This window comes from Brevundimonas naejangsanensis (assembly GCF_003627995.1).
Lineage (GTDB): Bacteria > Pseudomonadota > Alphaproteobacteria > Caulobacterales > Caulobacteraceae > Brevundimonas > Brevundimonas naejangsanensis_B.
This window is the reverse complement of sequence record NZ_CP032707.1, coordinates 880,333-904,942: the sequence shown is the minus strand read 5'-3', so window position 1 is coordinate 904,942 and position 24,610 is coordinate 880,333. Positions and strand designations below refer to the sequence as shown.

Annotated in this window: 22 protein-coding genes; 11 read left to right on the top strand and 11 right to left on the bottom strand. The window is 71.6% G+C overall.

Annotation, left to right across the window (positions count from 1 at the left end):
- Window positions 1–11 precede the first annotated feature (11 nt).
- The 5 genes from trpB to D8I30_RS04270 are packed head-to-tail and all read left to right on the top strand — an operon-like array spanning window position 12 to window position 4,751.
- Window positions 12–1,226 (top strand): tryptophan synthase subunit beta, encoded by a 1,215-nt coding sequence (gene trpB / locus D8I30_RS04290; protein WP_162938915.1) that lies wholly within the window; start codon window positions 12–14, stop codon window positions 1,224–1,226.
- Window positions 1,226–1,705: a hypothetical protein gene (locus tag D8I30_RS04285; protein WP_121481641.1), complete on the top strand. Its 480-nt coding sequence runs from the start codon at window positions 1,226–1,228 to the stop codon at window positions 1,703–1,705. The genes trpB and D8I30_RS04285 overlap by 1 nt, the downstream gene beginning before the upstream one ends.
- Window positions 1,702–2,544: a tryptophan synthase subunit alpha gene (trpA, locus tag D8I30_RS04280; RefSeq protein ID WP_121481640.1), complete on the top strand. Its 843-nt coding sequence runs from the start codon at window positions 1,702–1,704 to the stop codon at window positions 2,542–2,544. Before D8I30_RS04285 ends, trpA begins: the two co-directional genes overlap by 4 nt.
- A 10-nt stretch (window positions 2,545–2,554) precedes the next feature.
- Complete coding sequence (locus tag D8I30_RS04275) at window positions 2,555–3,454, top strand: acetyl-CoA carboxylase carboxyltransferase subunit beta (RefSeq protein ID WP_121481639.1); 900 nt, start codon at window positions 2,555–2,557, stop codon at window positions 3,452–3,454.
- Window positions 3,455–3,464: 10 nt separating this feature from the next.
- Complete coding sequence (locus D8I30_RS04270; RefSeq protein ID WP_121481638.1) at window positions 3,465–4,751, top strand: bifunctional folylpolyglutamate synthase/dihydrofolate synthase; 1,287 nt, start codon at window positions 3,465–3,467, stop codon at window positions 4,749–4,751.
- Window positions 4,752–5,033: 282 nt separating this feature from the next.
- Here the strand turns inward: D8I30_RS04270 and trxA are convergent, their stop codons facing one another.
- From trxA to D8I30_RS04235, 7 genes are all read right to left on the bottom strand, one after another.
- The gene (gene trxA, locus D8I30_RS04265; RefSeq protein WP_121481637.1) at window positions 5,034–5,366 is read right to left on the bottom strand and encodes a thioredoxin; all 333 of its coding nucleotides are present in this window, start codon (window positions 5,364–5,366) and stop codon (window positions 5,034–5,036) included.
- A gap of 171 nt (window positions 5,367–5,537) precedes the next feature.
- Window positions 5,538–8,978, bottom strand: a complete 3,441-nt coding sequence (gene addA / locus D8I30_RS04260) for a double-strand break repair helicase AddA (RefSeq protein ID WP_121481636.1) — start codon at window positions 8,976–8,978, stop codon at window positions 5,538–5,540.
- The gene (gene addB, locus D8I30_RS04255) at window positions 8,975–12,049 is read right to left on the bottom strand and encodes a double-strand break repair protein AddB (protein WP_121481635.1); all 3,075 of its coding nucleotides are present in this window, start codon (window positions 12,047–12,049) and stop codon (window positions 8,975–8,977) included. The genes addA and addB overlap by 4 nt, the downstream gene beginning before the upstream one ends.
- Before the next feature lie 2 nt (window positions 12,050–12,051).
- Complete coding sequence (gene murU / locus D8I30_RS04250) at window positions 12,052–12,765, bottom strand: N-acetylmuramate alpha-1-phosphate uridylyltransferase MurU (RefSeq protein WP_162938802.1); 714 nt, start codon at window positions 12,763–12,765, stop codon at window positions 12,052–12,054.
- Complete coding sequence (gene amgK, locus D8I30_RS04245) at window positions 12,762–13,850, bottom strand: N-acetylmuramate/N-acetylglucosamine kinase AmgK (RefSeq protein WP_121481634.1); 1,089 nt, start codon at window positions 13,848–13,850, stop codon at window positions 12,762–12,764. Before amgK ends, murU begins: the two co-directional genes overlap by 4 nt.
- Window positions 13,843–14,304 carry a tRNA (adenosine(37)-N6)-threonylcarbamoyltransferase complex ATPase subunit type 1 TsaE gene (tsaE, locus tag D8I30_RS04240; protein ID WP_121481633.1) on the bottom strand — a complete coding sequence of 154 codons (462 nt, stop codon included), beginning with the start codon at window positions 14,302–14,304 and terminating at the stop codon, window positions 13,843–13,845. Before tsaE ends, amgK begins: the two co-directional genes overlap by 8 nt.
- On the bottom strand, window positions 14,301–15,137 hold the full coding sequence (locus D8I30_RS04235; protein WP_121483383.1) for a 1-acyl-sn-glycerol-3-phosphate acyltransferase: 837 nt from the start codon (window positions 15,135–15,137) through the stop codon (window positions 14,301–14,303). The genes tsaE and D8I30_RS04235 overlap by 4 nt, the downstream gene beginning before the upstream one ends.
- Before the next feature lie 153 nt (window positions 15,138–15,290).
- Here D8I30_RS04235 and D8I30_RS04230 point away from each other — a divergent pair, with 153 nt between their 5' ends.
- Window positions 15,291–17,420: an alpha/beta hydrolase family protein gene (locus tag D8I30_RS04230; protein ID WP_121481632.1), complete on the top strand. Its 2,130-nt coding sequence runs from the start codon at window positions 15,291–15,293 to the stop codon at window positions 17,418–17,420.
- 198 nt (window positions 17,421–17,618) lie between these two features.
- A complete protein-coding gene (locus D8I30_RS04225; RefSeq protein WP_121481631.1) occupies window positions 17,619–18,266 on the top strand; it encodes an alpha/beta hydrolase fold domain-containing protein in 648 nt (215 codons plus the stop codon).
- A 4-nt stretch (window positions 18,267–18,270) separates the two neighbouring features.
- Here D8I30_RS04225 and D8I30_RS04220 read toward each other — a convergent pair whose 3' ends face one another.
- Window positions 18,271–18,801 carry an SRPBCC family protein gene (locus tag D8I30_RS04220; RefSeq protein ID WP_121481630.1) on the bottom strand — a complete coding sequence of 177 codons (531 nt, stop codon included), beginning with the start codon at window positions 18,799–18,801 and terminating at the stop codon, window positions 18,271–18,273.
- Window positions 18,802–18,911: 110 nt separating this feature from the next.
- Between D8I30_RS04220 and D8I30_RS04215 the strand changes: the two genes are divergently transcribed.
- The 4 genes from D8I30_RS04215 to D8I30_RS04200 all read left to right on the top strand — a co-directional run bounded on the left by D8I30_RS04215 (window position 18,912) and on the right by D8I30_RS04200 (window position 22,836).
- Window positions 18,912–20,357: an AMP nucleosidase gene (locus tag D8I30_RS04215; RefSeq protein WP_121481629.1), complete on the top strand. Its 1,446-nt coding sequence runs from the start codon at window positions 18,912–18,914 to the stop codon at window positions 20,355–20,357.
- A 154-nt stretch (window positions 20,358–20,511) separates the two neighbouring features.
- Entirely contained in the window at window positions 20,512–21,138 is a 627-nt protein-coding gene (locus D8I30_RS04210; RefSeq protein WP_121481628.1) for a hypothetical protein, read from the top strand.
- Between the two features lie 2 nt (window positions 21,139–21,140).
- Entirely contained in the window at window positions 21,141–21,458 is a 318-nt protein-coding gene (locus D8I30_RS04205) for a winged helix-turn-helix domain-containing protein (RefSeq protein WP_121481627.1), read from the top strand.
- A 43-nt stretch (window positions 21,459–21,501) separates the two neighbouring features.
- Complete coding sequence (locus D8I30_RS04200; protein WP_121481626.1) at window positions 21,502–22,836, top strand: anthranilate synthase component I family protein; 1,335 nt, start codon at window positions 21,502–21,504, stop codon at window positions 22,834–22,836.
- A gap of 10 nt (window positions 22,837–22,846) precedes the next feature.
- Here the strand turns inward: D8I30_RS04200 and D8I30_RS04195 are convergent, their stop codons facing one another.
- From D8I30_RS04195 to D8I30_RS04185, 3 genes are read right to left on the bottom strand one after another with little or no spacing between them, the layout of a single operon-like run.
- Window positions 22,847–23,410, bottom strand: coding sequence for a TadE/TadG family type IV pilus assembly protein (locus D8I30_RS04195; protein WP_121481625.1), 564 nt, complete (start codon window positions 23,408–23,410; stop codon window positions 22,847–22,849).
- The gene (locus D8I30_RS04190; protein ID WP_121481624.1) at window positions 23,407–23,928 is read right to left on the bottom strand and encodes a TadE/TadG family type IV pilus assembly protein; all 522 of its coding nucleotides are present in this window, start codon (window positions 23,926–23,928) and stop codon (window positions 23,407–23,409) included. Before D8I30_RS04190 ends, D8I30_RS04195 begins: the two co-directional genes overlap by 4 nt.
- 5 nt (window positions 23,929–23,933) lie before the next feature.
- Window positions 23,934–24,329, bottom strand: coding sequence for a pilus assembly protein N-terminal domain-containing protein (locus D8I30_RS04185; protein ID WP_121481623.1), 396 nt, complete (start codon window positions 24,327–24,329; stop codon window positions 23,934–23,936).
- Window positions 24,330–24,610 lie beyond the last annotated feature (281 nt).

The following is a 24,610-nucleotide window of genomic DNA, read 5'->3' as shown; positions in this document are numbered from 1 at the left end:
TGCCCGATAACGTGAACGCTTCCCTGTCGAACTCCTATGCCTGGCCCGACGCCGAGGGGCGCTTCGGCCCCTACGGCGGCCGCTTCGTGCCCGAGACCCTGATGCCGCTGATCCACGAACTGGAGGCGGCCTATAAGGCGGCGAAGGCGGACCCGAGCTTCCAGGCCGAACTGGACGGCTATCTGGAGCATTACGTCGGCCGCGCCAGCCCGCTCTATTTCGCCGAGCGGCTGACCGAGCATTTCGGCGGCGCCAAGATCTGGCTGAAGCGCGAGGATCTGAACCACACCGGCGCGCACAAGATCAACAACTGCATGGGCCAGATCCTGCTGGCCCGCCGCATGGGCAAGACGCGCATCATCGCCGAGACCGGCGCCGGTCAGCACGGGGTCGCCTCGGCCACGGTGTGCGCCCGCTTCGGCCTGCCCTGCACCGTCTACATGGGCGCCGTCGACGTGGCCCGGCAGCAGCCGAACGTCTTCCGCATGAAGCTGCTGGGCGCCGAGGTCTCGGCGGTGACGGCGGGGGCGGCGACGCTGAAGGACGCCATGAACGAGGCGATGCGCGACTGGGTCACCAATGTCGCCGACACCTATTACATCATCGGCACGGCGGCGGGCCCGGCCCCCTATCCGGCCATGGTGCGCGACTTCCAGTCGGTGATCGGCAGGGAGATTAAGGCCCAGAGCCAGGCGCGGATCGGCCGCCTGCCCGACGCCGTCATGGCCTGCATCGGCGGCGGATCGAACGCCATCGGCGCCATGCACCCCTTCGTCGCCGACGAGGGCGTGCGCCTGATCGGGGTCGAGGCGGCGGGCCACGGCCTGGACACCCCCGACCACGCCGCCAGCCTGAAGGGCGGGCGCTCGGGCGTGCTGCACGGCAACCGCACCTATCTGCTGCAGGACGCCGACGGTCAGATCCTGGAGGGGCACTCCATCTCGGCGGGCCTCGACTATCCGGGCATCGGGCCGGAGCACGCCTGGCTGCACGACCTGGGCCGGGCCGAATATCTGTCGGCGACCGACGACGAAGCGCTGGAGGCCTTCCAGGCGCTGTGCAAGCTGGAAGGCATCATCCCGGCGCTGGAGTCCTCGCACGCCCTGGCGCGCGCGGGCGAGGTCGCCAGGCAGATCGGCAAGGACGGCGATCTGGTGGTGGTCCTGTCGGGGCGCGGCGACAAGGATATAAACACCGTGGCTCAACACCTGGGCGTGGAGTTGTGATGATGAAGACCCTGTTGATCGCCGCCATCGCGGCGGCCGTCTCGCCGACCCTGACCCTGGCCCAGAACACCGCTGCGCCCGCCCAGCAGGCGCCAGTGCAGACGGCGCCGACCGTCCCGCCCGGCCCGGCGGCGACAGGAATGCCGGTCCTGCCTCCGGCGACCGAGGCGGCCGACTGCGGCGGCCTGCTGCGCAGCCCCGCCTTCTGCGTGACGGCGCAACTGGACCAGATCGGCGCCCTGGCCGACGCCTATAGCGAACACCTGGCCTCGCTGAACTGGCTGGCGGCGGACGGCGACGACAACCGCGTCATCTTCGTGCGCCGCCGCGAGGGCGGCGGCTGCGACGGCCTGCAGATGGTCGCCTTCTACGACGAGACCAAGCCCGCCGAGGCGACGGCCCCGGGCTATCTGGGTTTCGCCGCCATTCCGGGCGACGTCTGCACGGCGGCCCCTGCCGCGGGAACCCAGCCGCAATGACGACCGCGCGTATCGACGCCCGCTTCGCCAAGCTGAAGGCCGAGGGTCGGGCGGGCTTCGTGCCCTATGTCATGACCGGCGATCCCAGCCGCGCTGAGGCGCTGGAGATCCTCAAGGGTCTGCCTGCCGCCGGCGCCGACCTGATCGAACTGGGCCTGGCCTTCTCGGACCCGATGGCCGAGGGGCCGCCGATCCAGCGCGCCGCCCTGCGCGGACTGAAGGCGGGGATGACCCTGCGCGGCACGCTCGATCTGGTGGCTGACTTCCGCAAGGGCGATCAGGACACGCCGCTGATCCTGATGGGCTATCTGAACCCGGTGGAATCCTACGGCTATGAGGTCTTCGCCCGCGATGCGGCCGAGGCCGGGGTGGACGGCATCATCGTCGTCGACTGCCCGCCGGAAGAGGCGGCGCCGCTGGCCGCCGCCCTGGACGCGGCCGAGGTCTCCCTGATCCGCCTGGCCACGCCGACCTCGGACGACGACCGGCTGAAGGTCATCGCCGAGGGCACCTCGGGCTTCGTCTATTACGTCTCGGTCGCCGGGGTGACCGGGGTGAAGGAGGCGGTCGCCGCCGAGGTGGCGCCCGCCGTCGAACGCGTGCGCCGCGCCGCGAACCTGCCCGTCGCCGTCGGCTTCGGCGTCCGGACGCCCGAGCGCGCCGCCGAGATCGCCCGCGTCGCCGACGCCGTGGTGGCCGGCTCGGTTTTCGTCGACGAGGTGGCGGCGGCGCTCGAGGCGAACGAACCGGCCGCGCCCCGCGTTCTGGCCAAGGTCAAGGCCCTGGCCGATGCGGTTCATGGCGCCCGCACTAGTGCTTCCGTGACGGAAACCGTTTAAAGGCCCGCCCATGGTCGATAAGAATCCCGAGAACAAGGCTCGCGGCGGCTGGCTGTCGCGTTTCGCGCCCGGCGTGCGCAAGATCGTCAGCCCGCGCGACACCCCGGACAATCTGTGGGTCAAGGATCCCGACACGGGCGAGATGCTGTTCCGCTCGGACCTGGAGGCGGCCCTGTGGGTCACGCCGTCGGGTCGTCACATGCGGATCAACGCCCCGACGCGTCTGAAGGCCACCTTCGACGACGGCCTGTATGAAGCCATCGACACGCCGGACGTGCCGGAAGATCCGCTGAAATTCTCGGACGGCAAGCCCTATCGCGACCGTCTGTCGGCGGCGCGCAAGGCGGCCGGCCGCAAGGACACCATGGCCATCGGCTATGGCCGCATCGGCGGCGCGCCCGCCGTGGTCATCGTCCAGGACTTCACCTTCATGGGCGGGTCGCTGGGCATGGCGGCGGGCGAGGCCTTCATCGCCGCCGCGCGCGAGGCGGTGAAGCGCAACGTGCCCTTCGTCTGCTACACCGCCGCCGGCGGGGCGCGGATGCAGGAAGGCGCCCTCAGCCTGATGCAGATGGCGCGCACCACCCTGGCCGTCCAGGAAGTGAAGGCGGCCAAGCTGCCCTACGTCGTGGTGCTGACCGACCCGACCACGGGCGGGGTCACGGCCTCCTACGCCATGCTGGGCGATGTCCACCTGGCCGAGCCGGGCGCCCTGATCGGCTTCGCCGGTCCGCGCGTGATCGAGACCACCATCCGCGAGAAACTGCCGCCGGGCTTCCAGCGCGCCGAATACCTCAAGGACAAGGGCATGGTCGACAAGGTGGTGTCGCGCGGCGACCTGCCGAGGACGCTGGGCCTGATCCTGTCCATGCTGATGAGCGGCGCGGCCCAGAAGCAGAAGGCGGCGTAAGCCGGCCCTGATGGACCCGATCTCGGAACGCCTGCGCGCCCGGCATCCCCAGCGCATCGACCTGTCGCTGGACCGGATGCGGGCGCTGTGCGCCGCGCTCGGCAATCCGCAGGACAGGCTGCCGCCGGTGGTCCATGTCGCGGGCACCAACGGCAAGGGCTCGACCGTCGCCCTGATCCGGGCCATCGCGGAAGCGGCGGGCCTGCGCGTCCACGCCTACACCTCGCCGCATCTGGTGCGGTTCAACGAGCGTATCCGCCTGGCCGGCAAGCTGATCGAGGACGAGGCGCTGAACGCCATCCTCGACCGGGTCGAGGCGGCCATGGCCGAGACGGGCGGCCAGGCCACGGTGTTCGAGAGCACCACGGCGGCGGGTTTCCTGGCCATGAGCGAGACGCCCGCCGACCTGGCTGTCGTCGAGGTCGGCCTCGGCGGATCGCTGGACGCCACCAACGTCATCGCCCGGCCCCTGCTCAGCGTCATCACCCCGGTCGACCTGGACCACGCCGAATTCCTCGGGACCAAGATCGAAGCGGTCGCCGCCGAGAAGGCGGGCATCCTTAAGGCCGGGGCGCGCGGCGTCGTGGCGCGTCAGTCCGAGGCGGCCATGGCGGTGATCGCGCGCCGCGCCGCCGAGGTCGGCTCGCCCCTGACCGTCATGGGCGTCGACTTCGACGCCTGGGCCGAGCGCGACGGCCTGGCCTATCAGGATCAGGAGCGCTTCCTCGACCTGCCCGCGCCCGCCCTGTCCGGCGCGCACCAATTCGACAACGCAGGCGTGGCCGTCGCCGCGGCGCTGGAGCTGGACCTGCCCGCGAGCGCCATCGCCGAGGGGCTGAAGGCCGTCCGCTGGCCCGCGCGGATGCAGCGGCTCACCAACGGTCCCTACGCCGACAAGGCCCAGAAGGCGGACGCCGAACTGTGGCTGGACGGCGGGCACAACCCGCACGCCGCGCGCGCCCTGGCCCGCGCCCTGGCCGACCGCCAGACGCGCGCGCCGCGCCCCGTCGCCCTGATCGTCGGCATGCTGGCCAACAAGGACGCGGGCGGCTTCTTCGAGGCGCTGAAAGGGATCGATGCCCAGGTCTTCACCGTCGGCTTCGACGGCGCCGCCGCCGAACCGGAGGCCTTGGCGGCCGTGGCGCAAGGGCGCGGCTTCGGCGCCCTGGCGGCGGGATCGGTGGACGCCGCGCTCGACCGCGCCCTGGCCCTGGGCGCCGGCCGGGTGGTTATCTGCGGCTCGCTGTATCTGGCGGGCGAGGTGCTGGGCGCCAGCCGGGAGACCTGGCCGCAATAATTGCTCCCTTCCCCCTCGATGGGGGAAGGGCTGGGGATGGGGGTGTATTCGCGACGCGGGGAGGCGGGCGCACGAGACGCTGCGTCTCCCGCGCCTTCACCTGCAACGATCTGCCTCCACCCCGCCCAACCCTCCCCCATCGAGGGGGAGGGCTTTGGGAGAGCGGGCATGGAAAAGGCGGCGCCCCGTCAGCGGCGCCGCCCCCACCCGGCCTCGCCCCCCGATCAAGTCGGAGGGCTCAGCCACCCTCCCCGGGACGGGGAGGGAAAAGTCGTGCGTGTGTCAGTCCGCCTTCACGCCGGCTTCGGCCAGCCATTCGACGATCTTGCCCTTGGGCATGGCGCCGACCTTCATCGAGGTCATCTGGCCGTCCTTGAACAGCATCAGGGTCGGGATGCCCTTCACGCCCATCTTGGACGGGACCATGGGGCTGTCGTCGATGTTGACCTTGGCGATGGTCACCTTGCCGGCCAGCTCGTCCGAAATCTGCTCCAGCGCCGGGCCGATCTGCTTGCAGGGGCCGCACCACTCGGCCCAGAAGTCCACCAGGACGGGGGTCGAGGCTTTCAGGACGTCGGCGTCGAAGCTGTCGTCGGTGACTTTCACGGTCGCCATGAATGGCTCTCCTTAAGGGCGCTAACGCTCGGCCCGCGGGGCCTCGCTGCTTGAGCGCCTTGTTGGTGCGCTATCGCTCGCCGCGCGGCGGCTTGCTGCATGAGCGCGGAATGGATTGCGCGCCGGGACCCCGGCGTTCAGTCGCAGATGTGGGTGCGAATCCCCGACAAATCAACGCGCATTTTCGAGAGCGGCGTCCATCAGCCCCTGCGGAACCGCCATCAGCTTGGGCCCGTCGGTCCAGACCAGGGCCGCCTCGACCGCGCGGTCGGGATAGAGGCGGCGCAGAACGGCGGCGTAGATGGCCATCTGCAGCACATAGGCGGGATCGGCGTCCTCGACCCGGTCCGGGGCCGGGCGGTTGGACTTGAAGTCCACCACTAGTACGCGTTGTGGCGTGACCACCAGCCGATCGATGCGGCCCGAGATCGACACGCCAGAAGGCAGGTCGGGCGCGGTCCCGGTCAGGGCGACCTCGGCGCGGCTGCCGGGGCCGAAGACGGGGGCGAAGCGGGCGTCGTCCAGCACGCCGAAGGCGGCGGCGATCATCTCGACGCGCTGGTCCTCGCTCAGGTCGCGTTCGCGCGCCAGCATCCGGTGCGCGGCGTCGGGGCGGTCGAGAGACGGCAGGTCGGGCAGGCGCTCCAGCAGGCGGTGGATCAGGTCGCCGCGCCGGAACCGGCCGAGGCCCGCGCCGGGGCCTTCGCCGCGCGCCAGCGGGGACGGGGCGGGGATGCGCTTCTGCTCCTGCATCTGCGACGGTGAGGCGAAGCGGGCGGCGGCGTCGCGCGGCGGGTTGGTCCGCGTCCAGGCGGGGGCCTCCGCGCGCATCTCGGCGGCGGCGACGGCGGCGGGCAGGCTGCCTGGATCGGCGCCGTAGCGGCGGACGCCGCCGTCCAGCTCGCGCACCTGATCGCCCAGCCGGTCGAAGGTCTCTTCGATCACCGACCACCAGTCCCCGGCCTCGGGCGCGCGTTTCGAGCCGCGTCCCATGACGATCACCCGGTCGCGCGCGCGGGTCAGGGCGACGTAGAGCAGGCGCAGGGATTCATCGCCGACCCGCGCCTCGCGCGCCGCGCGGGCGTCGGCTGAGGCGGGGCAGTCCTCCTTGGACGAGCCGGGGCACATCAGCCAGGCCTCGGCGCCGTCCTCCAGCGGCACGGGCATCAGGGACGGCCCCTGCGCCTTCGCCTTCATCGTGGTGTCGGGCAGGATGACGACCGGCGCCTCCAGCCCCTTGGCGCCGTGGACGGTCATGACGCGGACCTCTCCGCGCGGACCCTCCAGTTCGCGCTTCACCTCGACATCGGCGGCTTCGAGCAGGGCGAGACAGGTCTCCAGGTCGGTCCCGCCGCGCCCCTCGGCGGCCAGCACCTGATTGAGGGTCTCGTCGATGGCTTCCTCGGCCTCGCGGCCCAGACGGGTCAGGATGCGGGCGCGGCCGGACTGGCCTGTCGCGTCCACCCGGTTCAGCAGTCTGGAGAAGAAGCCGAAGGGATCGAGGTCGCGGGCGCCGCGCGCCGCGCGCAGCAGGTCCAGCGCCCGGCCCCACTCGGGCCGCTCGTCCGCCCGGCGCTTTAGTTCGCGCCACAGGCCCTTGCGGTCTTTGAGCCCAGCCAGGTCGAACAGGCTGTCCTCGTCCACGTCGCAGAAGGGGCCGCGCAGCACCTCGGCCAGGGTCAGGTCGTCGCCGGGGAAGAGGGCGAAACGGGCCAGCGCCTTCAGGTCGTCGAAGACGATGTGCTGCGACAGCTTCAGCCGGTCGGCGCCCGCCACCGGCGCGCCCGCCGCCTTCAGGGCGCGGATGATCTCTTCAAACGTCGCGTCGCGGCGGCGGACCAGGATCAGGAAGTCGCCGTAGCTGCAGGGGCGCGCGGCGCCGCCCTTGTCGAAGACGACGGCGCCGGTCACGACCTGGCGGATGATCTCGTTCGCCAGGGTCTGGGCCATGCGCTTGCGAGCGCTGGCGGTTCCTTCCTGATCGACGGGATCGGTCCAGGCGTCGCGCTCCGGCGGGGCCTCGTCCACGAACAGGGGCCACAGCTCGACGGCGCCGGGTTGGCCGGTGCGGGAGGCGATATGGGGCGGGAAGCCCGCGACGTCTTCGCCGACCAGCGCACAGGTCCGTTCAGGAGTGTCGAACACCGCATCGACGAAATTGAGGACGGCTTCGGTTGAACGATACGACTTGGCCAGTTCGACGCCTTCGAAGGCCCCGCCCGCTCCGGTGATCAGGCTGCTGTAGACCTGGGATTCCTGCCGCAGCCGCTCGGGCCGGGCGCCCTGGAAGGAGTAGATCGACTGCTTCTCGTCGCCGACGGCGAAGACGGTGCGGTCGGTGCCCTCGACGGTGAAGAACTCGCCGGTCAGGGCGCGCATGATGGCCCACTGTTCGGGGGCGGTGTCCTGGGCCTCGTCGATCAGGACGTGGTCGACGCCGCCGTCCAGCTTGTACAGCACCCAGGCGGCGGTCGAGCGGACCGTTAGCAACTCGACCGTCCGCGCCACCAGATCCGAGAAGTCGAGCGCGCCGTGCGCCGTCTTGGCCGCCTCGTAGAGGGCGGCGTGGGCGTTGGCGAGGGTCAGCAGCTTGATAGTGTCGTCGGCGACCTTGGCTGCGCGTTGGCGGTCGAGCGCCGCCAGGTATTTCAACTGCACATTCGCCAGATAGGTCGTGGACGAAGCCGGCGCGGCCTTGGCCCCGAACTTCTCGCGGGCGACGCCCTTGGAGTCGAAGAAGATGTCCTTCATCGCCGCCAGGGTCGTGTCGGGCGGCATGGCGTCGCGCATGCGCTGAGCCATCTTCTGGTCGTTCTTGCCGCTGGTCGCCAGGCCGTCGGCGCAAGCGGCCCAGTCGGCAGGATTGAGCCAGCGCAGGAAGTCGGCCTCGATGTCCTCGGGCGTCTTTTGCGGATCGGCCCCGGTCAGGACATGGGGGCCAGGCGCGCGGCCGTCGGCGACGCGGGCGACATAGTCGGTCAGCTCGGCGCGCCGGCTCTCGATCAAGGCCAGCAGATCCTGGAAGCGGCCCCAGTCCAGCTCGACCGCGAAGTGGCTGTAGGCCTGGCCGACCGGCCCCTCGGCGTCATTGAGGGCGGCGCGGGCCAGGTCTTCGCGCGCGGCGTGGGACAGGGCGATCGCCGCCTCGTTCTCCAGCACGGTGAAGCGCGGCGACACCCCTGCCTCGATGGGGAAGCGGCGCAGCAGCTTTTCGCAGAAGGCGTGGATGGTCTGGATCTTCAGCCCGCCGGGCGTCTCGAGGGCGCGGGCGAACAGGCGCCGCGCCTCGGACAGGCGGGCGGGGTTGAGGGCGGCGGCGTCGCTGTCGTCCAGTCTCGCCAGTTCGGCCGACAGTTCGCCGTCGTCCATGACGGCCCATTTGCCGAGCGTCTCGAACAGGCGGGCCTGCATCTCGGCGGCGGCGGCCTTGGTGTAGGTCACGCACAGGATGGCCGAGGGCGCGGCGCCGCCCAGCAGCAGGCGCGCCACCCGGCTGACCAGGGTGGTGGTCTTGCCCGATCCGGCGTTGGCGGTGACGAAGACCGAGCGGGCCGGGTCGGCGGCGCGGGTCTGGGGATTGAGGGCGTCTTCGGGCCGGACGTGGAGGTTCATTCCGCCTCTCCTTCCTCGGCGCCGCCGATGACGTGCCATTCCCAGACGCGGGCCAGCAGGTTGTAGGGGCTGTAGCTGCCCATCAGATGCGGCGCCGCCCAGGAGAGGTAGGGCGTCTCCGGCCGGTCGAACTCGGCGACGCGGGCCATCAGGCCTTGCAGCGCGGCGTCGGACAGGATCTGCGCCTCCGGCCCGGCGGCGCGCACGGCGACTTCGCCCGCCTTCTTGCGGCCGACGACGCGGACGTAGGTCAGCTCCTCCGGCGGCACGGGGCCGTTGGTCTTTTCGAAGCCGCCGGCGGCCAGGATGGCGCCGGTCAGGGTCAGCTGGGGGGCGAAGCCCGCCTTGATCTGCTTGGCGGTGGGGACCTGGCCGGTCTTGAAGTCCATGACGGCGGCCGACAGGGCGCCGACCTCGATGCGGTCGGCGTAGGCCTTGAGCGTGAAGGGGCCGCCCGGCGCGTCAAAGGTCAGGGCGCCCTGCTGCTCGATCAACAGGGCCACGCCGCGCGCGCGGCGCTCGGTCTCGAACCCGGCCAGCCAGCGGGCGGCGTTTTTCGCCAGCGGCGCCTCGCGGGCCATGGCGGCGTCCTCGAAGCCGTGGGCGCCCAGCTCCTCAAGCAGCAGGCGCTCGATCACCGCGTCGAGATCGTCGGGCAGCCAGTCAGGCCAGTCCTCCGTCAGGCGCTCGATGGCCTTGTGCACGGCGTTGCCGCGCGCCAGGGCCTCGGCCGAGGCGCCGGGGCGCTCCATCGGTTCGAGGTTGAGGATGCGACGGGCGTAGAGGGCGTAGGGGTCGCGGACCCAGCGCTCGACGCCGGTGACATAGAGGCTGCGCGGGCGGCGCTCGACCGGGGGCGTGGGCGCGGGGCGCGGGGCCAGACGGGCCGGGCCGGGCAGCGGGGCGTCGAGGGCGCGGGTCCAGTTGGCGACGCCCGCGGGGGCGCTGAGCTTGACGGGGGTGTCCGAGGCGTTGGCGCCGCGCGTCAGCATCTCCAGCCGCCACAGCCAGCGCGATCGCACGGCGGGCTGGCCGCCGCGCCGTTCGCAGTGGACCAGGATCGCCTCGTCGGCGCAGGCGGCCTGGACGAAGTCCTGCGCCGTCTGGCCCAGACGCCGCTCGGGCGCGGGCAGGGGCAGGGCGGCGCGCATCGGCCGCGACAGGAAGGGATCGACCGGGGCGGCGTTGGGCCAGACGCCCTCCTCCAGCCCGGCCAGGATCATGCGGTCGGCCCGCGCCAGCCGCGCCTCGATGGCGCCCAGGATGCGAAGCGACGGATGGGTGGCGCCGCCGGTGCGCACCGTGGTCTCGACCAACAAGGCGGCGATCAGGTCGGCGAACTCGGCGGGCGAGGTCTGGCCCAGCGGACCGCCGCCCTCGATCAGGGCCGACAGCAGAGAGGCCGCCGCCTCGCCGTCCGGCCCGGCCCAGGCGTTCTGACCCGCCAGGGTTTCGATCAGGGCGGCCAGGGTGCGGGCCGCCTCGTCCGGCGGACAGGGGCGGGCGGTCGCCAGAGCCTCCAGCCGGTCGGCGAGGGCCTGCGCGCCCTTCAACCGGGCCAGCTTCCAGTCGGCCAACGGCAGGCCGCCGCGCCGGGGCTGGGCCGCCTTCAGCAGGCGTTCGTGAAGTTGGGACCAGCGGCGAGGGCGCGGGCCGCGCAGGGCGTGCTCCTCCAGCGCCTCGGCGGCGTCGGTGAGCGTCGTCTCGCCCAGATCGAGGCGGACCAGCGGGTGTTTCAGCAGGGCCAGCAGGGTCTGCGGCTTCAGCGGCTCGGCCAGGAAGCGGGCGCCGAGGTCGACCAGCACGCCCGCCGTCATCCGCGACAGCGGCTGGCCGGTGGAGGAGTCCGGGACGATGCCCCAGCGCGCCAGCCGCGCCTCGACCCGGCGCGACAGCTGCAGGTCCGGCGTCACCAGGGCGCAGGTGATCGGGCGGCCGTCGGGGCCGCGCTGTTCCAGGCTCTCGCGCATCATCAGGGCGACGGCGGTCGCCGCCTCCTCCTCGGCGCGGGCGGACAGGACGGTCAGGCCCGACAGGCCCTCGGCGATGGGGTCGGCGGCGCGGCCGGCTTCGGCCGAGCGGGCGCGCAGGCGCTTGATCTCGGCCCGCCAGTCGTCGGTGGCGTCTGCGGGGCGCAGGGCTTCGTTGACCAGGCGTTGGCGGGCTAGGCCGCGCGCTTCGACGGAAGGCTCGAGCGCCGGTTGGAACCACGGCTGGACGGCCTCGCGCGCGATCTCGGCGCGGGTCAGCAGGGCCTTCAGCGCGGCCTGCGGATGCTGGTCGTCGATGCGGTCCCAGGCGTCGGCGGCCAGATCGAGGTCGAGGCCGGGCAGGACGACCACGCCCTGCGGCGCTTTCGCCACGGCCTTCAGCACATCGGCGGCGGCGGGCACGGTGCCGGTGGACCCGGCGGCGATGACGGGGGCTTGCGGCGGGCGGGCGTCCCACGCCTCAGCCAGACGGCGCAGCAGGGTCGCGCGGCGCCAGGCCGGATCGACCAGGCCCAGCGCCTCCAGCCGCTTGGGCCAGGCCTCGACAGCGAGGCCGAGGAAGCGCGCGCTCTCGCGCCAGTGCTCGGCCAGGTCCTGTTCGGCCAGGGTGGCGACGCGCGACAGGTCGGAGACTTCCTCCAGCTGGCAGGAATCGAGGAAGGCGCCGAGCGCATCGGCCATTTCGAGCGCGCGCAGGGGCTTCATCCCCGGCTGAAAGTCTTCGGCGATCATCCGCGCCATCTCGAAGCGGCGCGTCAGGGGGGCGATCGCGGGCGGCAGGTCGAGGCCCAGTTCGCCGGGGGCGAAGGGGGACTCGTCCTCTTCCAGATCGCCGAGCGGCCGCACCTGAGGCAGCAGGACGGGGCGCTCGCCCGCCAGCTTGCCGAGCGCGAAGGAGAAGGCGCGGGCGGCGCGGCGGTTGGGCAGCAGGATGGTGGCGTCGGTCAGGGCCTCGGGCGGGGCGTCGCCCAGCCAGTCCAGCACCCCGGCGGCGAGGTCTTCGAGGAAGGGCCGCCAGGCGGGCACGGCGCGCCAGCGCGGCCCGCTTCCGGCGAATGGATCGAAGCGCCCCCCCGTCATGGTCAGGTCTCCGCCTTCAGCCGGGCCTCGGCTTCATCGCGCGCCTGCGGGTCGCCGACGTGCATCCAGTCGCCGTCCAGCACGCAGCCGAACAGTCGTCCCTCGGCGGCGGAGGCGCGCCACAGGGGGCTGAGGGAGAAGGGGCCGTCGGGGCCATGGTCGGCGTAATCGGGGCGGGTGATGTGGACGCCCATATAGGCGTAGGGCGCGCTGGCCGCCTCGCCCCGGAAGGTCAGGGCGCCGTCATTGGCCAAGAAGAAGTCGCCGCCGCCCTCGAAGCCGATGGAGCCTTCACGTCGGGCCAGCAGCAGGGCGGCGTCCATGCGCGCGGGGTCCCACAGGCGGATGAGGTCGCCCAGCGCGTCGCCCCGGTCGATCCATACGCTGTCGATATTGGCCACGAAGACCGGATCGTCGCCGAGCAGGGGCCGGGCCTTCTTAAGCCCGCCGCCGGTCTCCAGCAGTTCGGCGCGCTCGTCGGAGATGGTGATGGAAGGGCGCGTGCGGGCGGCCAGATGGCTTTCCAGCCGGTCAGCGAACCAGTGGACGTTGACCACGGCGTCGGTCACGCCCGCCTCGGCCAGCCGGTCGAGAACATGGTCGATCAGCGCCTTGCCGCCGACCTCGACCAGCGCCTTGGGCCCGTCGTTGGTCAGGGGGCGCATCCGCGTGCCGAGCCCGGCGGCGAGAACCATGGCGGTGGTGGGGGCGGTCATCGACGTAGATCCTCTGGCACGTGGCGGTCCATCCAGGCGGCGACGGCTTCGAGGCCCGGCGCCTTCAGATTGGCGTTCAGGTGCGCCCACATGCGCGGCATGAAGGCGGCGTAGCGGGGCTTACCGTCGCGGGCGATCAGGCGGGCGAAGATCCCCAGGATGCGCGCCTCGTTCAGGGCGGCCAGACCGGCGTAGGCGGCCATGAAGGCCTCGCGGTCGGTCTCGGGGCGGAGGGCGAAGTAGTGGTCGAGAGCGAGCGCTTCCAGTTCGGGCGCCACGTCGCGGCGGGCGTCCTGCAGCAGGGAGTGCAGATCCCACGACGGAGGGGCTTTCACCGCGTCCTGGAAGTCGATCATCCCGACCGAGGCGGCGCCGGTCCGGCCGTCCAGCCGGATCAGGTTCTCGGCGTGATAGTCGCGGTGGGCCATGACGCTGGCGCCCGCCTCGCCCGCCGCCGTGATCGGGGCCCAGGCCGCGCGCCATTCGGCGATGGCGTCGTCATCGAAGCTGAGGGCGGGGATCAGCTTGGGCAGCCAATCGACGAACAGGTCGACGCCGCCCTGCAGGGCGGTCTGGTCGTAGGTCAGCAGGGGCCAGTCGCCCGCCGGGCCGCTCAGGACCTCGGGCGTCGGGGCGGCGTGCAGGATAGCCAAAGCCTCGACGGCGGCGCGATAGAGGGGGGCGGGATCGGCGCCGGCCTCGATGACGCGGGCGAACAGGGTGTCGCCGAAATCCTCGATCACGGCCAGGCCGTTGGGGGCGTCGACGGCGACGATCTCTGGCGCCGACAGGCCTAGCGATTTCAGGTGGGCGGCGACGGCGGCGAAGGCCTCGATGCGGCCGGCCGACAGGCGGGCGACGGCGTTCCAGCCGTGGGCGTGGCGCTGTTCCGGCGTCCACGAGGGATCGCAGGGCCGGCTCTCGGCGGCGGGGGCCTGATCCATCAGCATCAGGGTGGCGCCCGAGGCCGTGGTCAGCCGCTCGTAACGGCGCGTCGAGGCGTCGCCGGGCAGGGGCGCGCGGACGGCTTCGGCCAGACCGGCCGAGCGCAGGAAATCGAGACGGAGGGCTTCGCGGTCAGACATGGAGTTCCTTCAGTTTCGCTTCCCACGCGCCTGCGCCAGATACGGTCGCAAGGCGGCCCTCGCCGTCTTCGGCGATGGTGATCGTCAGCCGGTCGGGCCCGAGCATATGGCTGGGATTCTCGCCCAGGCGTTCGGGCCATTCGATCAGGGCGCAGCCCTCGTCCAGCGCCTCGTCGAGGCCGACCTCGAAGGCTTCCTCGGGGCGGGTCAGGCGATAGAGGTCGAAATGGGCGATGGGCGGGTCGCTCTCGTAGAACTGGACCAGGGTGAAGGTCGGCGACGGCACGTCCTCGTCCGGGCGCGTCAGGGCGCGGATCAGGCCGCGCGCCAGCGTCGACTTGCCCATGCCCAAGGGGCCGTAGAGCAGGACGGCTTCGCCCGGCGCCAGCAGGGGAGCGATCGCTTCGCCGAGGCGGGTGGTGGCCTCGGCGTCGGGGAGGGAAAAGGTCGTCATGCGAAGGTCGCGTCGGGATCGGCGGCCAGGGTCCGCTCGATGAAGATCTTGAGTTTCAGGGTGGCGGCCTGGGCGTCGACGTCCAGAGCCAGCGGCGGGATGGGGCGGCCGACGGTCAGGTCGAAGGCGCGGCCCTTCTTGTTCAGCAGTTCGTGGAAGAGGGTGATGTCGCGCAGCTCCTGGGACACCTTGTCGAACAGGTGGAACAGGCGGCTGGTCGGACCGGCGACATGGATCGGAATGACCGGCGCTTCGTATTTGCGGGCCAGGGAGGCGGCGGTGGCGGCCCATTCGGGATCGGTCAGCCGGCCGTCGGCGCCGACGCGGGCGAGGCGTCCGGCCGGGAACATGACGACGCAGCGTTCGGCCTCGAACGCCTCCTTGGCGGCCTGAAGGGTGGCGCGGGTCTTCTCGCGCGTGCGTTTGGCCGTGACCCATTCGACGGGAATGACGGTCTCCGACAGGCGGGGCGAGACCCGGAGGGCGTCGGCGTTGGCGAAGTAGATCAGGTCGTCGCGCACCGTGCGCAGGGCGTCGTGGACCGCCAGGCCGTCGGCGATGCCGGTCGGGTGGTTGCAGATGACCAGGCAGCGGCCCGAGACGGGCAGCCGCTCCAGCGCCTGGGTCCGCACCGCCAGCTCCAGCAGGTCGGAGACATGGTCCAGCGCCTGGCGTCCGGCCATGGGGCCGATGGCGTCGGCCATGCGCCGCGCCTTGGCGTAGTCGAGCAGGCCGTAGAGAGCGGGCCGGGCCAGGGGCCAGGCGACCGATCCCGTCAGCCGGGGCGCGCGCTCGGCGATCAGCGTGTCCACGATGTGGGGAGACGAAGTCATCGCCTGCTTGTCGCCGAGGCGGCGGGATCGGGCAAGCGGCTTGGCGAGGCGGCGGCGGCGGAACTGCACGGCGACGTCCAACGGAGACTTTGCGGGCGGCGCGCGGCGATGTTAGGCCTTCGGCCTGATCGAAATCCCACGAGGAGCGCCTGAATGCGCCGCCTGCCCCATCTCCTGTCCGGCCTCAGCGCCGTCGCCCTGCTGACCGCCACGGCCTTGCCGGCCCTGGCCGAGGCGCCCGCCGCTCCGGCGGCGGCGACGCAGGCCGCGCGCCCGGATGCGCGTCAGACGGCGCGTCCGGCCTTCACCTATCAGGACATGATCTCGGCCAACCGGCTGGGCGATCCCCAGGCGTCGCCGGACGGGGAGTGGGTGGTCTATGCCCTGACCCAGACCGACGTGGCGGCCAACCGTCGCTCCAGCGCCCTCTACCTCCTGAGCCTGAAGGGCGAGGGCGAGGCGCAGAAGCTGGCCATCTCCGAAGGCGGCGCCAACACCGCCCGCTGGGGCGCCGACGGCAAGCTGTATTTCCTGTCGAGCCGTTCGGGGTCGAGCCAGGTCTGGGTCTCGGCCGACAAGGGCGCGACGGCGACGCAGGTCACGGCCCTGCCGACCGACGTCAACGCCTATCGCGTCAACGCCGCGGGCGACGCGGTGGCCGTGTCGCTGGCCGTCTATCCGGACGCCGCCGACCTGAACGCCTCGGTGGCGCGCGGCAAGGTCGAGGGCGAGAAGAAGTCGACCGGCCAGGTCTATGACCGCATGTTCGTGCGCCATTGGGATGCGTGGAACGACCACACCCAGAACCACCTCTTCGTCCAGGCGATCGGCGCCGACGGCAAGGCGGGCGGCGATCCCGTCTGGGTGACGAAGGGCTTTGACGGCGACACCCCCTCCAAGCCGTTCGGCGATGAGAGCGAGTTCACCTTCGCCCCTGATGGCCGGTCGCTGGTCTTCTCGGCCCGCCAGGCCGGGAACAGCGAGCCGTGGAGCACGAACTTCGACCTCTATCAGGTGGCGGTCGACGCGCCGGGCCAACTGACCAATCTGACCGAGGCCAACCCGGCCTGGGACACCGGCCCGGTCTTCTCGCCCGACGGCCAGACCCTGGCCTACCGCGCCATGGCCCGTCCGGGCTTCGAGGCGGACAAGTATTCGATCTTCCTGCGCGACACAGCCACCGGCCAGACGCGCCAGATCGCGGCCAACTGGGATCGCTCGGCCGACAGCCTGCAGTGGTCCAAGGACGGCAAGACCCTGTACGTCACCGCCGGCGACGTCGGCCAGACCAGGCTGTTCGCCATCGATGCGCGCAACGGCGTGGTCATGCCGCTGACCGGCGAAGGCCACGTCGGCGCCTTCGCCCAGACGCCCGCGGGCTTCGTCTATGCCCTGGACACCCTGACCTCGCCCGCCGACCTCTACTTCAAGACCTGGCGCGGCCGCGAGATGCCGCGTCGCCTGACCAATGTGAACCCGCAGCTGGCGAACAAGGCCTTCGGCCAGTTCGAGCAGTTCAGCTTCTCCGGCTGGAACGACGAGACGGTGCACGGCTACGTCATCAAGCCGGCGAACTATGTCGAGGGTCAGAAGTATCCGGTCGCCTTCCTGATCCACGGCGGGCCGCAGGGCTCGTTCGGCAACTCCTGGTCCTATCGCTGGAACCCCGAGACCTATGCGGGCGCGGGCTATGCGGTGGTGATGATCGATTTCCACGGCTCGACCGGCTACGGCCAGGACTTCACCGATTCCATCAGCCAGCACTGGGGCGACCGCCCGCTGGAAGACCTGCAGAAGGGCTGGGCCTTCGCCCAGTCGAAGTATGACTTCCTGGACGGCGACAACGCCTGCGCCCTGGGCGCCTCCTACGGCGGCTACATGATCAACTGGATCGCCGGCAACTGGACGGGCGAGTTCAAATGCCTGGTCAACCACGACGGCGTCTTCGACACCTTCGGCATGGGCTATTCGACCGAGGAGCTGTGGTTCACCGAGTGGGAATACGGCGGCACGCCGTGGGAAAACCCGGAGGGCTATCAGAAGTTCAACCCGGCCAACCACGTGCAGAACTGGCGCGATCCCATGCTGGTGATCCAGGGCGACCTCGACTTCCGCATCCCCACCGCGCAGAGCCTGTCGACCTTCACCGCCCTGCAGCGGCGCGGCATCGACAGCCGCCTGGTCTTCTTCCCCAATGAGAACCACTGGGTGCTGAAGCCGGCCAACAGCCTGCAATGGCACAATGAGGTGTTCGGCTGGCTGGACAAGCATCTGGCCAGGTAAAAGGCCGGAACCCTCCCCCTCGATGGGGGAGGGTTGGGTGGGGGTGAGGGCTGGCGGCTTCGGCTTTGGCCTGCGGAGACGCCGTCGCGTCTCCTGCGTTTCAGCCTGACGATCTCTCGCGCGCACCCCCATCCCCGGCCCTTCCCCCATCGAGGGGGAAGGGAGCTTGAACTGAGGGCAAGGGGCGAAGGGGCGAGCATGACGCGACGAGGGCTTCTGGCGCCGCTGCTGGCGACCGCGGCGGCGGCCGCCTGCGCCCCGCTGGCGGGGCCGGGGGTGACGCCCGCGCCGCTGGGGCCGCCCGGCTGGCGCACGGCGCGCGCGGCCTATGGAGCGGATCCGCGTCAGTCGCTCAGCCTCCATCGCCCGGCGCGGGCGCACCGCCTCCCGATCCTGGTCCTGCTGCCTCATGGCGCGCCCGATGCGGCGGAAGAGCGGGCGGCGCGCGACCTGGCCGAGGGCGGTTTCGTCGTGATCCTGGCCGACCGGCGGGCGGCGCCGGGCAGCCCCTATCCCGCCTTCATCGCCGATACGGCGGCGGCCGTCGCCTGGGCGGGGCGGCGGGCCGAGGATCTCGGCGGCGACGCGCGGCGCATCGGCGTGCTGGGCCAGGGCGAGGGCGGGCGCGCGGCCCTGATGCTGGCGCTGGACCGGCGCTATCTGGCGGCGGCCGGAGCGCCCGGCGCCGTGCGCGCGGCGGCGGCCCTGGGCGCGCCCGAACGGCCGGACGCGACCTTCACCGATCCCTCGGCCTATGGCGGGGCCAAGGACGCGGCGGCGACCTGGCGCGGGGCGGCGGGGGACATGGCCGGAGCGGTCGCCTTCCTGCGCGGGGCGCTGGGGTAGGGCCTCAGTCCCCGGCCTCGGCCCGGGTCTTCAGATTGGCCAGCTGGGCCGACAGCACGCCGTCGACCGGGGCGGCCCAGGCCTCGAGCCCGCCGCTCGCATAGCCGCCGACCACATAGGTCCAGGTCAGGGTCGCGCCCTCGCCCTCGGGCTTCAGGGTGAAGGACAGGCCGCCCGCCGCCCCCTGGCCCTGCAGCGGGCCGAGGCCGCCCTGCAACACCAGTTTCGTGCCCGGCTCGACCAGGGCCGTCTCCAGGTGGCGCGAGACGCGGCCGTCCGCCGCCCGCTCGCACCAGCAGCCGCCGGGCGACAGGTCCAGCGACAGGGTCGAGCCCTTGAACCAGCGGTGGTCGCGGCTCCACCAGGCGTCGGGCGCGGTCAGCACGGCCCAGACGCGGGCGGGCGGGGCGGCGATGGCGACCGTCCCGCCGACCTCGAAGCCGTGCGGCGCGGCCGACTTCACCTCGGCCGAGGCGGGCGCGATCCCGGCCAGCAGGGCGGCCGCGACGGCGAGCGGAAACAGATGTCGAACCATGGGAATCCTCCAGCCGGACGAGGAAGCGCGCGGCGGGGCGTCCGGTCAACTGTCGTATCGGCGTGTTTCCCCCGTCTCGCCAAGGTGACGGTTTTCCGCTAGAGGAAGCCATGACAGACAAGATGACCCCCCAGGCGGCGCTGGACCGCCTCGAAACCCTCTACAACCAATCCGTCGCCAACCTGCGCCAGGCCGTGAAGGTCTTCCTGGCGACCGGCGAGCGCGCCGAACCCGAGGCCCGGGCGGCGGGCCTGTTCGCCTATCCCCGCCTGACGGTGACCTGGCACGGCGAGCGTCCGCAGAACCTCGAGACCCGCGCCTACGGCCGCCTGTCCTGGCCCGGCGTCTATTCCACGACCATCACCCGGCCCGACCTGTTCCGCACCTATCTGCTGGACCAGCTGACCCTGCTGGCCGCCGAATACGGCGCCGAGTTCGCGGTCGAGCCGTCGGACCAGGAAATCCCCTTCCCCTATGTGCTGGACGGCTCGGACGTGGTGCTGGACCGCACCATGACGGCGGCCATCGCCCGCTGGTTCCCGACCACAGAACTGGCCCACATCGGCGACGAGGTCTCCGACGGCCTGTGGGAGCCGGGCGAGGAACATCCCCTGGCCCAGTTCGACGCCCTGCGCACCGACTTCTCCCTGGCGCGGCTGCGGCACTACACCGGCACCCCGGTCGAGGACGTGCAGAGCTTCATCCTCTTCACCAACTACAACCGCTACGTCGACGAGTTCGTGCGCTGGGCCACGGCCCAGATCGCCGATCCCGACAGCCCCTATGAGAGCCTGTCCTGCGCCGGGGGCGTGGCGGTGACGCGCGCCACCGACGACCCCGAGGCGGCCATCATGGACGCCGCCTGGCGCAAGCATCAGATGCCCGCCTATCACCTGACGCGGCCGGATGGGCAGGGCATCACCCTGGTCAACATCGGCGTCGGCCCGTCCAACGCCAAGACCATCTGCGACCACCTGGCGGTCATGCGTCCGCACGCCTGGATGATGATCGGCCACTGCGGCGGCCTGCGCGGCAGCCAGACCATCGGCGACTACGTCCTGGCCCACGCCTATCTGCGCGACGACCACGTGCTGGACGCCGTCCTGCCCGCCGACATTCCGATCCCCAACATCGCCGAGGTGCAGCGCGCCCTTTACGATGCGACCAAGCTGGTCTCGGGCGCGCCGGGCGAAGAGGTCAAGAAGCGCCTGCGCACCGGCACCGTCGTCACCACCGACGACCGCAACTGGGAGCTGCGCTATTCCAAATCGGCCCTGCGCTTCAACCAGAGCCGCGCCGTCGCCATCGACATGGAAAGCGCCACCATCGCCGCCCAGGGCTATCGCTTCCGCGTGCCCTACGGGACGCTGCTGTGCGTGTCGGACAAGCCGCTGCACGGCGAGATCAAGCTGCCGGGCCAGGCCAACCGCTTCTACGAGGGCTCGATCTCCGAGCACCTGCAGATCGGCATCCAGGCCGTGGAGCTGCTGCGCGCCGAGGGCACGCGGTTGCACTCGCGCAAGCTGCGCGCCTTTGACGAGCCGCCGTTCCGGTAAGAAGAGGGCGCGGTCGCGCGCTGCTTGAGCGCAAACGCGACGCCCCTCCCTCCCCGTCGCGGGGAGGGAGGGGCGTCGCGGGCGTCTTTGAGAAAGAACTTTACAACATAAAGTTCTTGGATCATCTTCTCCCCAACAGGCAGGGAGAGACGCCATGACCCGCGACCAGGTTCAATCCGTTCACGACGACATCGCCTATATGAAGGCCCTGGCCCAGGAAGGGCGGCGCGCGCCGCTGCTGGGCGGGCGCATCCTGGTCGCCGCCGGCCTGGTGTTCGGCTTGGCCGCCCTGGTTCACTACGCGGCCGCCGCGGGGGTGGTGATGATCGGCGGCTGGGGCTTCGTCGTCCTGTGGGGCGTGGCGATGGCCGTCTTCTTCGCCGCCTTGATGGTCTGCATCCGGAAGGACAAGACCAAGCCCGGCGCCCATTCCCTGGTCAACCGGGCGGGCGGGGCCGGCTGGATGGGGGTGGGGCTGGCGACCTTCGTCCTGTTCCTGTCGATGGTCGTCATCGCCTGGACGACGCGCCGGGGCGACGTCTTCCTGATCTTCCCGTCGCTGATCTTCGCCCTCTACGGCGCGGGCTGGGCGGTCTCGGCGACCATGAGCGGCCAGAGGTGGCAGTGGCGCCTGGCGGTTGGCAGCTGGATCGCCGCTCCGCTGATCGCCTTCCTGACCGGGAGCCCCTTGATGTGGCTGGGCTATGCGGCGGGCCTGGTCCTGTTCGCCCTGGTTCCCGGCCTGGTCCTGGTGCGCCAGGAACCGGCCGAGGTGATCTGAGCATGGCCGGGACCTCGCAAGGCGAAACCTTCGACATCGGCCGCATCGACGAGGTCATCCACGGCCGGGTGCGGCTGGGGATCATGGCCTATCTGTCGGGGGTGGACAGCGCCGACTTCAACGAGCTGAAGGCCCGACTGCAGACCACGGACGGCAATCTGTCGGTGCATCTGCGCAAGCTGGAGGAGGCGGGCTTCGTCGCCGTGTCCAAGACCTTCCAGGGCCGCAAGCCCCTGACCCGGGCCAGCATGACCGAGGGCGGCCGCGACGCCTTCCTCGCCTATCTGGACGCCATGTCGGCCCTCGTCGCCGTCCGCTAGGCGCGGCTGGCGCCAGCCGCCGAACAGTCTATGAAAGGCGGTCATGAGCGACCGCCTTTCGGCCCTTCCGGTCATCCACGTCGAGACGCATCCCTGGCGCGAGCCCCTGGCGATGGCGGCCGGGCTGAACCGGCGCGAGGGGGCCCTGGCCCTGCTGGCCGGGGCGGGCGATCCGACGGCGCACGGCGGGCGCTGGTCCTTCGTGGCCTGCGAGCCGGATCGGGTCTTCGTCGGCCGGGCGGATGACGCGGCGCCCTTCGCCCTGTTGCGCGATCCGGCCTATGCGGGCGGCGGGGTCGTCGGCCTGATGAGCTATGACGCCGGAGCGCGGCCGGCGACGGGCGAGCGGGGCGGCGGCTGGCCCGACCTGATGCTGGCCCGCTACCCGGCCCTGCTGGCGTTCGACCATCGCGCGCGGCGCGTGCGAGCGATCGGGCGGGGAGCGGACGCCGAGGCGGCGCGCTTCCAGGCCGAGCGGGCGGCGGCCTGGCTGGACGAGGCGGTCTCGGCCGGGAGTCCCTCGCCGCCCTCGGTCCGCGCGGACGAGGAGGGCTCGGGCGCGGCCTATGAGGCGGCGGTGGCCGACGTGGTCGCCCGCATCGGGGCGGGGGAGCTGTTCCAGGCCAACATCGCCCGGGCCTGGGCCGGGCGGCTGGATCCGGGGCGTGACCCCTTCGAGGTCTTCCTGCGGCTGTCCGCGGGACGGGGCGCGGCCTACGGCGCCTTCTGGCGGCTGGGGATGCGGGCGCTGGTGTCCAACTCGCCCGAACTGTTCCTGACTTTCGGCGGCCACAGCGGCCGCATCGAGACCCGGCCGATCAAGGGCACCCGTCCGCGCGACCCCGACCCGGCGCGCGACGCCGCCCTGGCGGCGGAACTGGCCGCCAGCGCCAAGGACCGGGCCGAGAACCTGATGATCGTCGACCTGATGCGCAACGACCTGGCGCGGGCGGCGCGGCCGGGCTCGGTCCGGGTCGAACGGCTGTTCGAACTGGAGAGCCATCCGACGGTGCATCACCTGGTCTCGACGATCACGGCCCAGGCGGCCGAGGGCGTGGGCCCGGCCGAGGTTCTGGAGGCCGCCTTTCCGCCCGGCTCGATTACCGGCGCGCCCAAGCATCAGGCTATGAAGGTGATCGCGGGGCACGAGCCGCCGCGCGGGCCGTGGTGCGGCTCACTGTTCGGACTGGACCTGGGCGGCGAGGCGCGGCTGACGGCCTCGGTCCTGATCCGCACGGCGGCGTTCGAGCGGGAGGCGGCCGGCTGGCGCTGGCGCGCCCTGGCCGGGGCGGGGATCGTCGCCGACAGCGATCCGCGCGCCGAGCGGCTGGAGACCGAGGCCAAGATCCGCGCGCTGAAGGAGGCGCTGGTCGGCTAGGGCGTCGGGGTCAGGCGGGGCAGTCTGCGCAGGCGATCCGGTCGGTGGTGCGCGGGCGCAGGTAATAGCTGCGCCGGAAGGTGACGCTCCTGGGAAGGGCCTGGGCGAAGATGGATCGATAGGCGTATTCGGTCTCGCCCAGGATCAGGGTCTCGCCCGTCGAGATCAGGCCCGGGGGCAGGTCGGCCACCACAGAGAGCGGGGCGCGGCGGGTCAGGTTGCGGTCGTTGGCGCGGCTCCACTGGACGGTGGCCACGCCGCGCGCGTCCACGGTGACGCTGGACACCCGGATGGACAGGGGCGCGGCCGAGAAGGGGCGCATGATGGTGTCGCCCACCGCGAAGGTGCGGTCCAGGTCCAGGCGCGAGGTCCCGCCCGACTGGGCCACCAGGTCGGCCACCACGGAGGCGGCGTGGCCGGACCGGCGCTCGGCCATATAGCCCTGGCAGAACTCGACCAGGCCGAAATAGATCAGGATCATCACCGGCGCGAGCAGGGCGAACTCGACCGCCGAGACGCCGCGTCGGTCGCCGGCCAGCCGGCCCAGGAGACCGAAGAGGGCGGGGCGCCTCATTGATAGGGCTCGTTGCGGAAGGCCAGGGTGGTGGTCAGCATCACCCGATGGTCGGTGGTGCGCGACAGGGCCTGGGCGATGAAGGGGGTGATGATGGGCTGTTCGTACCAGACGCGGACCAGCACCCGGTCGCCGGGCCCGCCGGGCTGATAGCGAAGCACCGACGGATCGAACAGGCCGGACGCCAGGGGATCGGGCGCCACCGGGTCGGAGAAGTCGTCGACCACGCGGATGTCGATGAAGGCGCGGTTGGGGCAGTCGGCCGCGAAGACGCTCATATTGGCGCACAACCGCGCCTTGATGTCCTCGGGCTTGAGCTTCAGCTCCTGGGCCTGGCCGGTGCGGACCTGGCGTCCGGCGTCGGAAACGGCGGTCTCGGCCAGGGCGTCGACCAGCAGCAGCAGGCCGATCTCCAGGATGCCGAACAGCAGCAGGAAGAAGGGCAGGGCCACCATGGCGAACTCCACCGCGGTGGAGCCCTCGCGGCGGCGGCGCTTCAGGTCCAGGCCCCCGCGCATGGCGATCAGGGCGCCGTGGCGGGACGCGCGGCGGGGGCGCAGCGGGTTCCGCAGGCGACCTCGGTCGCGTCTCCGCCGCGCCAGACGCGAACCGATCCGGTCGAACCGGGGCCGACCACCACCTGGCGCTGGAACAGGGGGCGGCCCAGGGCGTCGACGGCGATGACCTGGGTGACGCCATAGCTCTTGCCGGTGATGAACAGGGTGTGGGCGTCCGTCACGGTGACGTCGGCGATGCGCGGATTGGCGACGATCACCGAACTCGCCGGGGCGCGCAGCTGCACCCGCGTCGCCTGGTCGATCTGCACGTCCAGGGGGCGCTCCTGGGCCAGGGCGGGCGCGGCGAGCCCGAGCGCCAGGGCCGCGACGAGTCCGGCGGAGAAGAGAGCGGTCTGGCGCATGCGAGGCCTCCGTGGGCGTTCAGAACAGGCGCGCGCGAGCGCCGAACCCGAACCTGAGGCCGAAAGGTCAAGAAAACCTGAAATTCCACCGAGCCGCGTCCACGGAAGTCTTCATCGTAGTAAACGTAGAAGTAACCATCAATTTTTTGCCCCGCCGTTTTGGGCTTTACTCGCCCTTAATGGACTTCGCCGCATCGTCCCCATGCAAACGGGGGTCAAGCGGGCAAAGCCGGTGGCCCTGAATGGTGGACCAGTTGCTCGCTTACAACAGAAGGAAGACA

Coding starts and splice junctions, on each gene's coding strand:
- murU (WP_162938802.1), bottom strand. CDS start 12,765: ATGACCGCCCCCACCACCGCCATGGTTCTCGCCGCCGGGCTCGGCACG.
- D8I30_RS04210 (WP_121481628.1), top strand. CDS start 20,512: ATGACCCGCGACCAGGTTCAATCCGTTCACGACGACATCGCCTATATG.
- D8I30_RS04275 (WP_121481639.1), top strand. CDS start 2,555: ATGGTCGATAAGAATCCCGAGAACAAGGCTCGCGGCGGCTGGCTGTCG.
- D8I30_RS04185 (WP_121481623.1), bottom strand. CDS start 24,329: ATGCGCCAGACCGCTCTCTTCTCCGCCGGACTCGTCGCGGCCCTGGCG.
- D8I30_RS04270 (WP_121481638.1), top strand. CDS start 3,465: ATGGACCCGATCTCGGAACGCCTGCGCGCCCGGCATCCCCAGCGCATC.
- trpA (WP_121481640.1), top strand. CDS start 1,702: ATGACGACCGCGCGTATCGACGCCCGCTTCGCCAAGCTGAAGGCCGAG.
- D8I30_RS04225 (WP_121481631.1), top strand. CDS start 17,619: ATGACGCGACGAGGGCTTCTGGCGCCGCTGCTGGCGACCGCGGCGGCG.
- tsaE (WP_121481633.1), bottom strand. CDS start 14,304: ATGACGACCTTTTCCCTCCCCGACGCCGAGGCCACCACCCGCCTCGGC.
- D8I30_RS04215 (WP_121481629.1), top strand. CDS start 18,912: ATGACAGACAAGATGACCCCCCAGGCGGCGCTGGACCGCCTCGAAACC.
- D8I30_RS04195 (WP_121481625.1), bottom strand. CDS start 23,410: ATGAGGCGCCCCGCCCTCTTCGGTCTCCTGGGCCGGCTGGCCGGCGAC.
- D8I30_RS04205 (WP_121481627.1), top strand. CDS start 21,141: ATGGCCGGGACCTCGCAAGGCGAAACCTTCGACATCGGCCGCATCGAC.
- amgK (WP_121481634.1), bottom strand. CDS start 13,850: ATGTCTGACCGCGAAGCCCTCCGTCTCGATTTCCTGCGCTCGGCCGGT.
- D8I30_RS04235 (WP_121483383.1), bottom strand. CDS start 15,137: ATGACTTCGTCTCCCCACATCGTGGACACGCTGATCGCCGAGCGCGCG.
- addA (WP_121481636.1), bottom strand. CDS start 8,978: ATGAACCTCCACGTCCGGCCCGAAGACGCCCTCAATCCCCAGACCCGC.
- D8I30_RS04200 (WP_121481626.1), top strand. CDS start 21,502: ATGAGCGACCGCCTTTCGGCCCTTCCGGTCATCCACGTCGAGACGCAT.
- addB (WP_121481635.1), bottom strand. CDS start 12,049: ATGACGGGGGGGCGCTTCGATCCATTCGCCGGAAGCGGGCCGCGCTGG.
- D8I30_RS04285 (WP_121481641.1), top strand. CDS start 1,226: ATGATGAAGACCCTGTTGATCGCCGCCATCGCGGCGGCCGTCTCGCCG.
- D8I30_RS04190 (WP_121481624.1), bottom strand. CDS start 23,928: ATGCGCGGGGGCCTGGACCTGAAGCGCCGCCGCCGCGAGGGCTCCACC.
- D8I30_RS04230 (WP_121481632.1), top strand. CDS start 15,291: ATGCGCCGCCTGCCCCATCTCCTGTCCGGCCTCAGCGCCGTCGCCCTG.
- trxA (WP_121481637.1), bottom strand. CDS start 5,366: ATGGCGACCGTGAAAGTCACCGACGACAGCTTCGACGCCGACGTCCTG.
- D8I30_RS04220 (WP_121481630.1), bottom strand. CDS start 18,801: ATGGTTCGACATCTGTTTCCGCTCGCCGTCGCGGCCGCCCTGCTGGCC.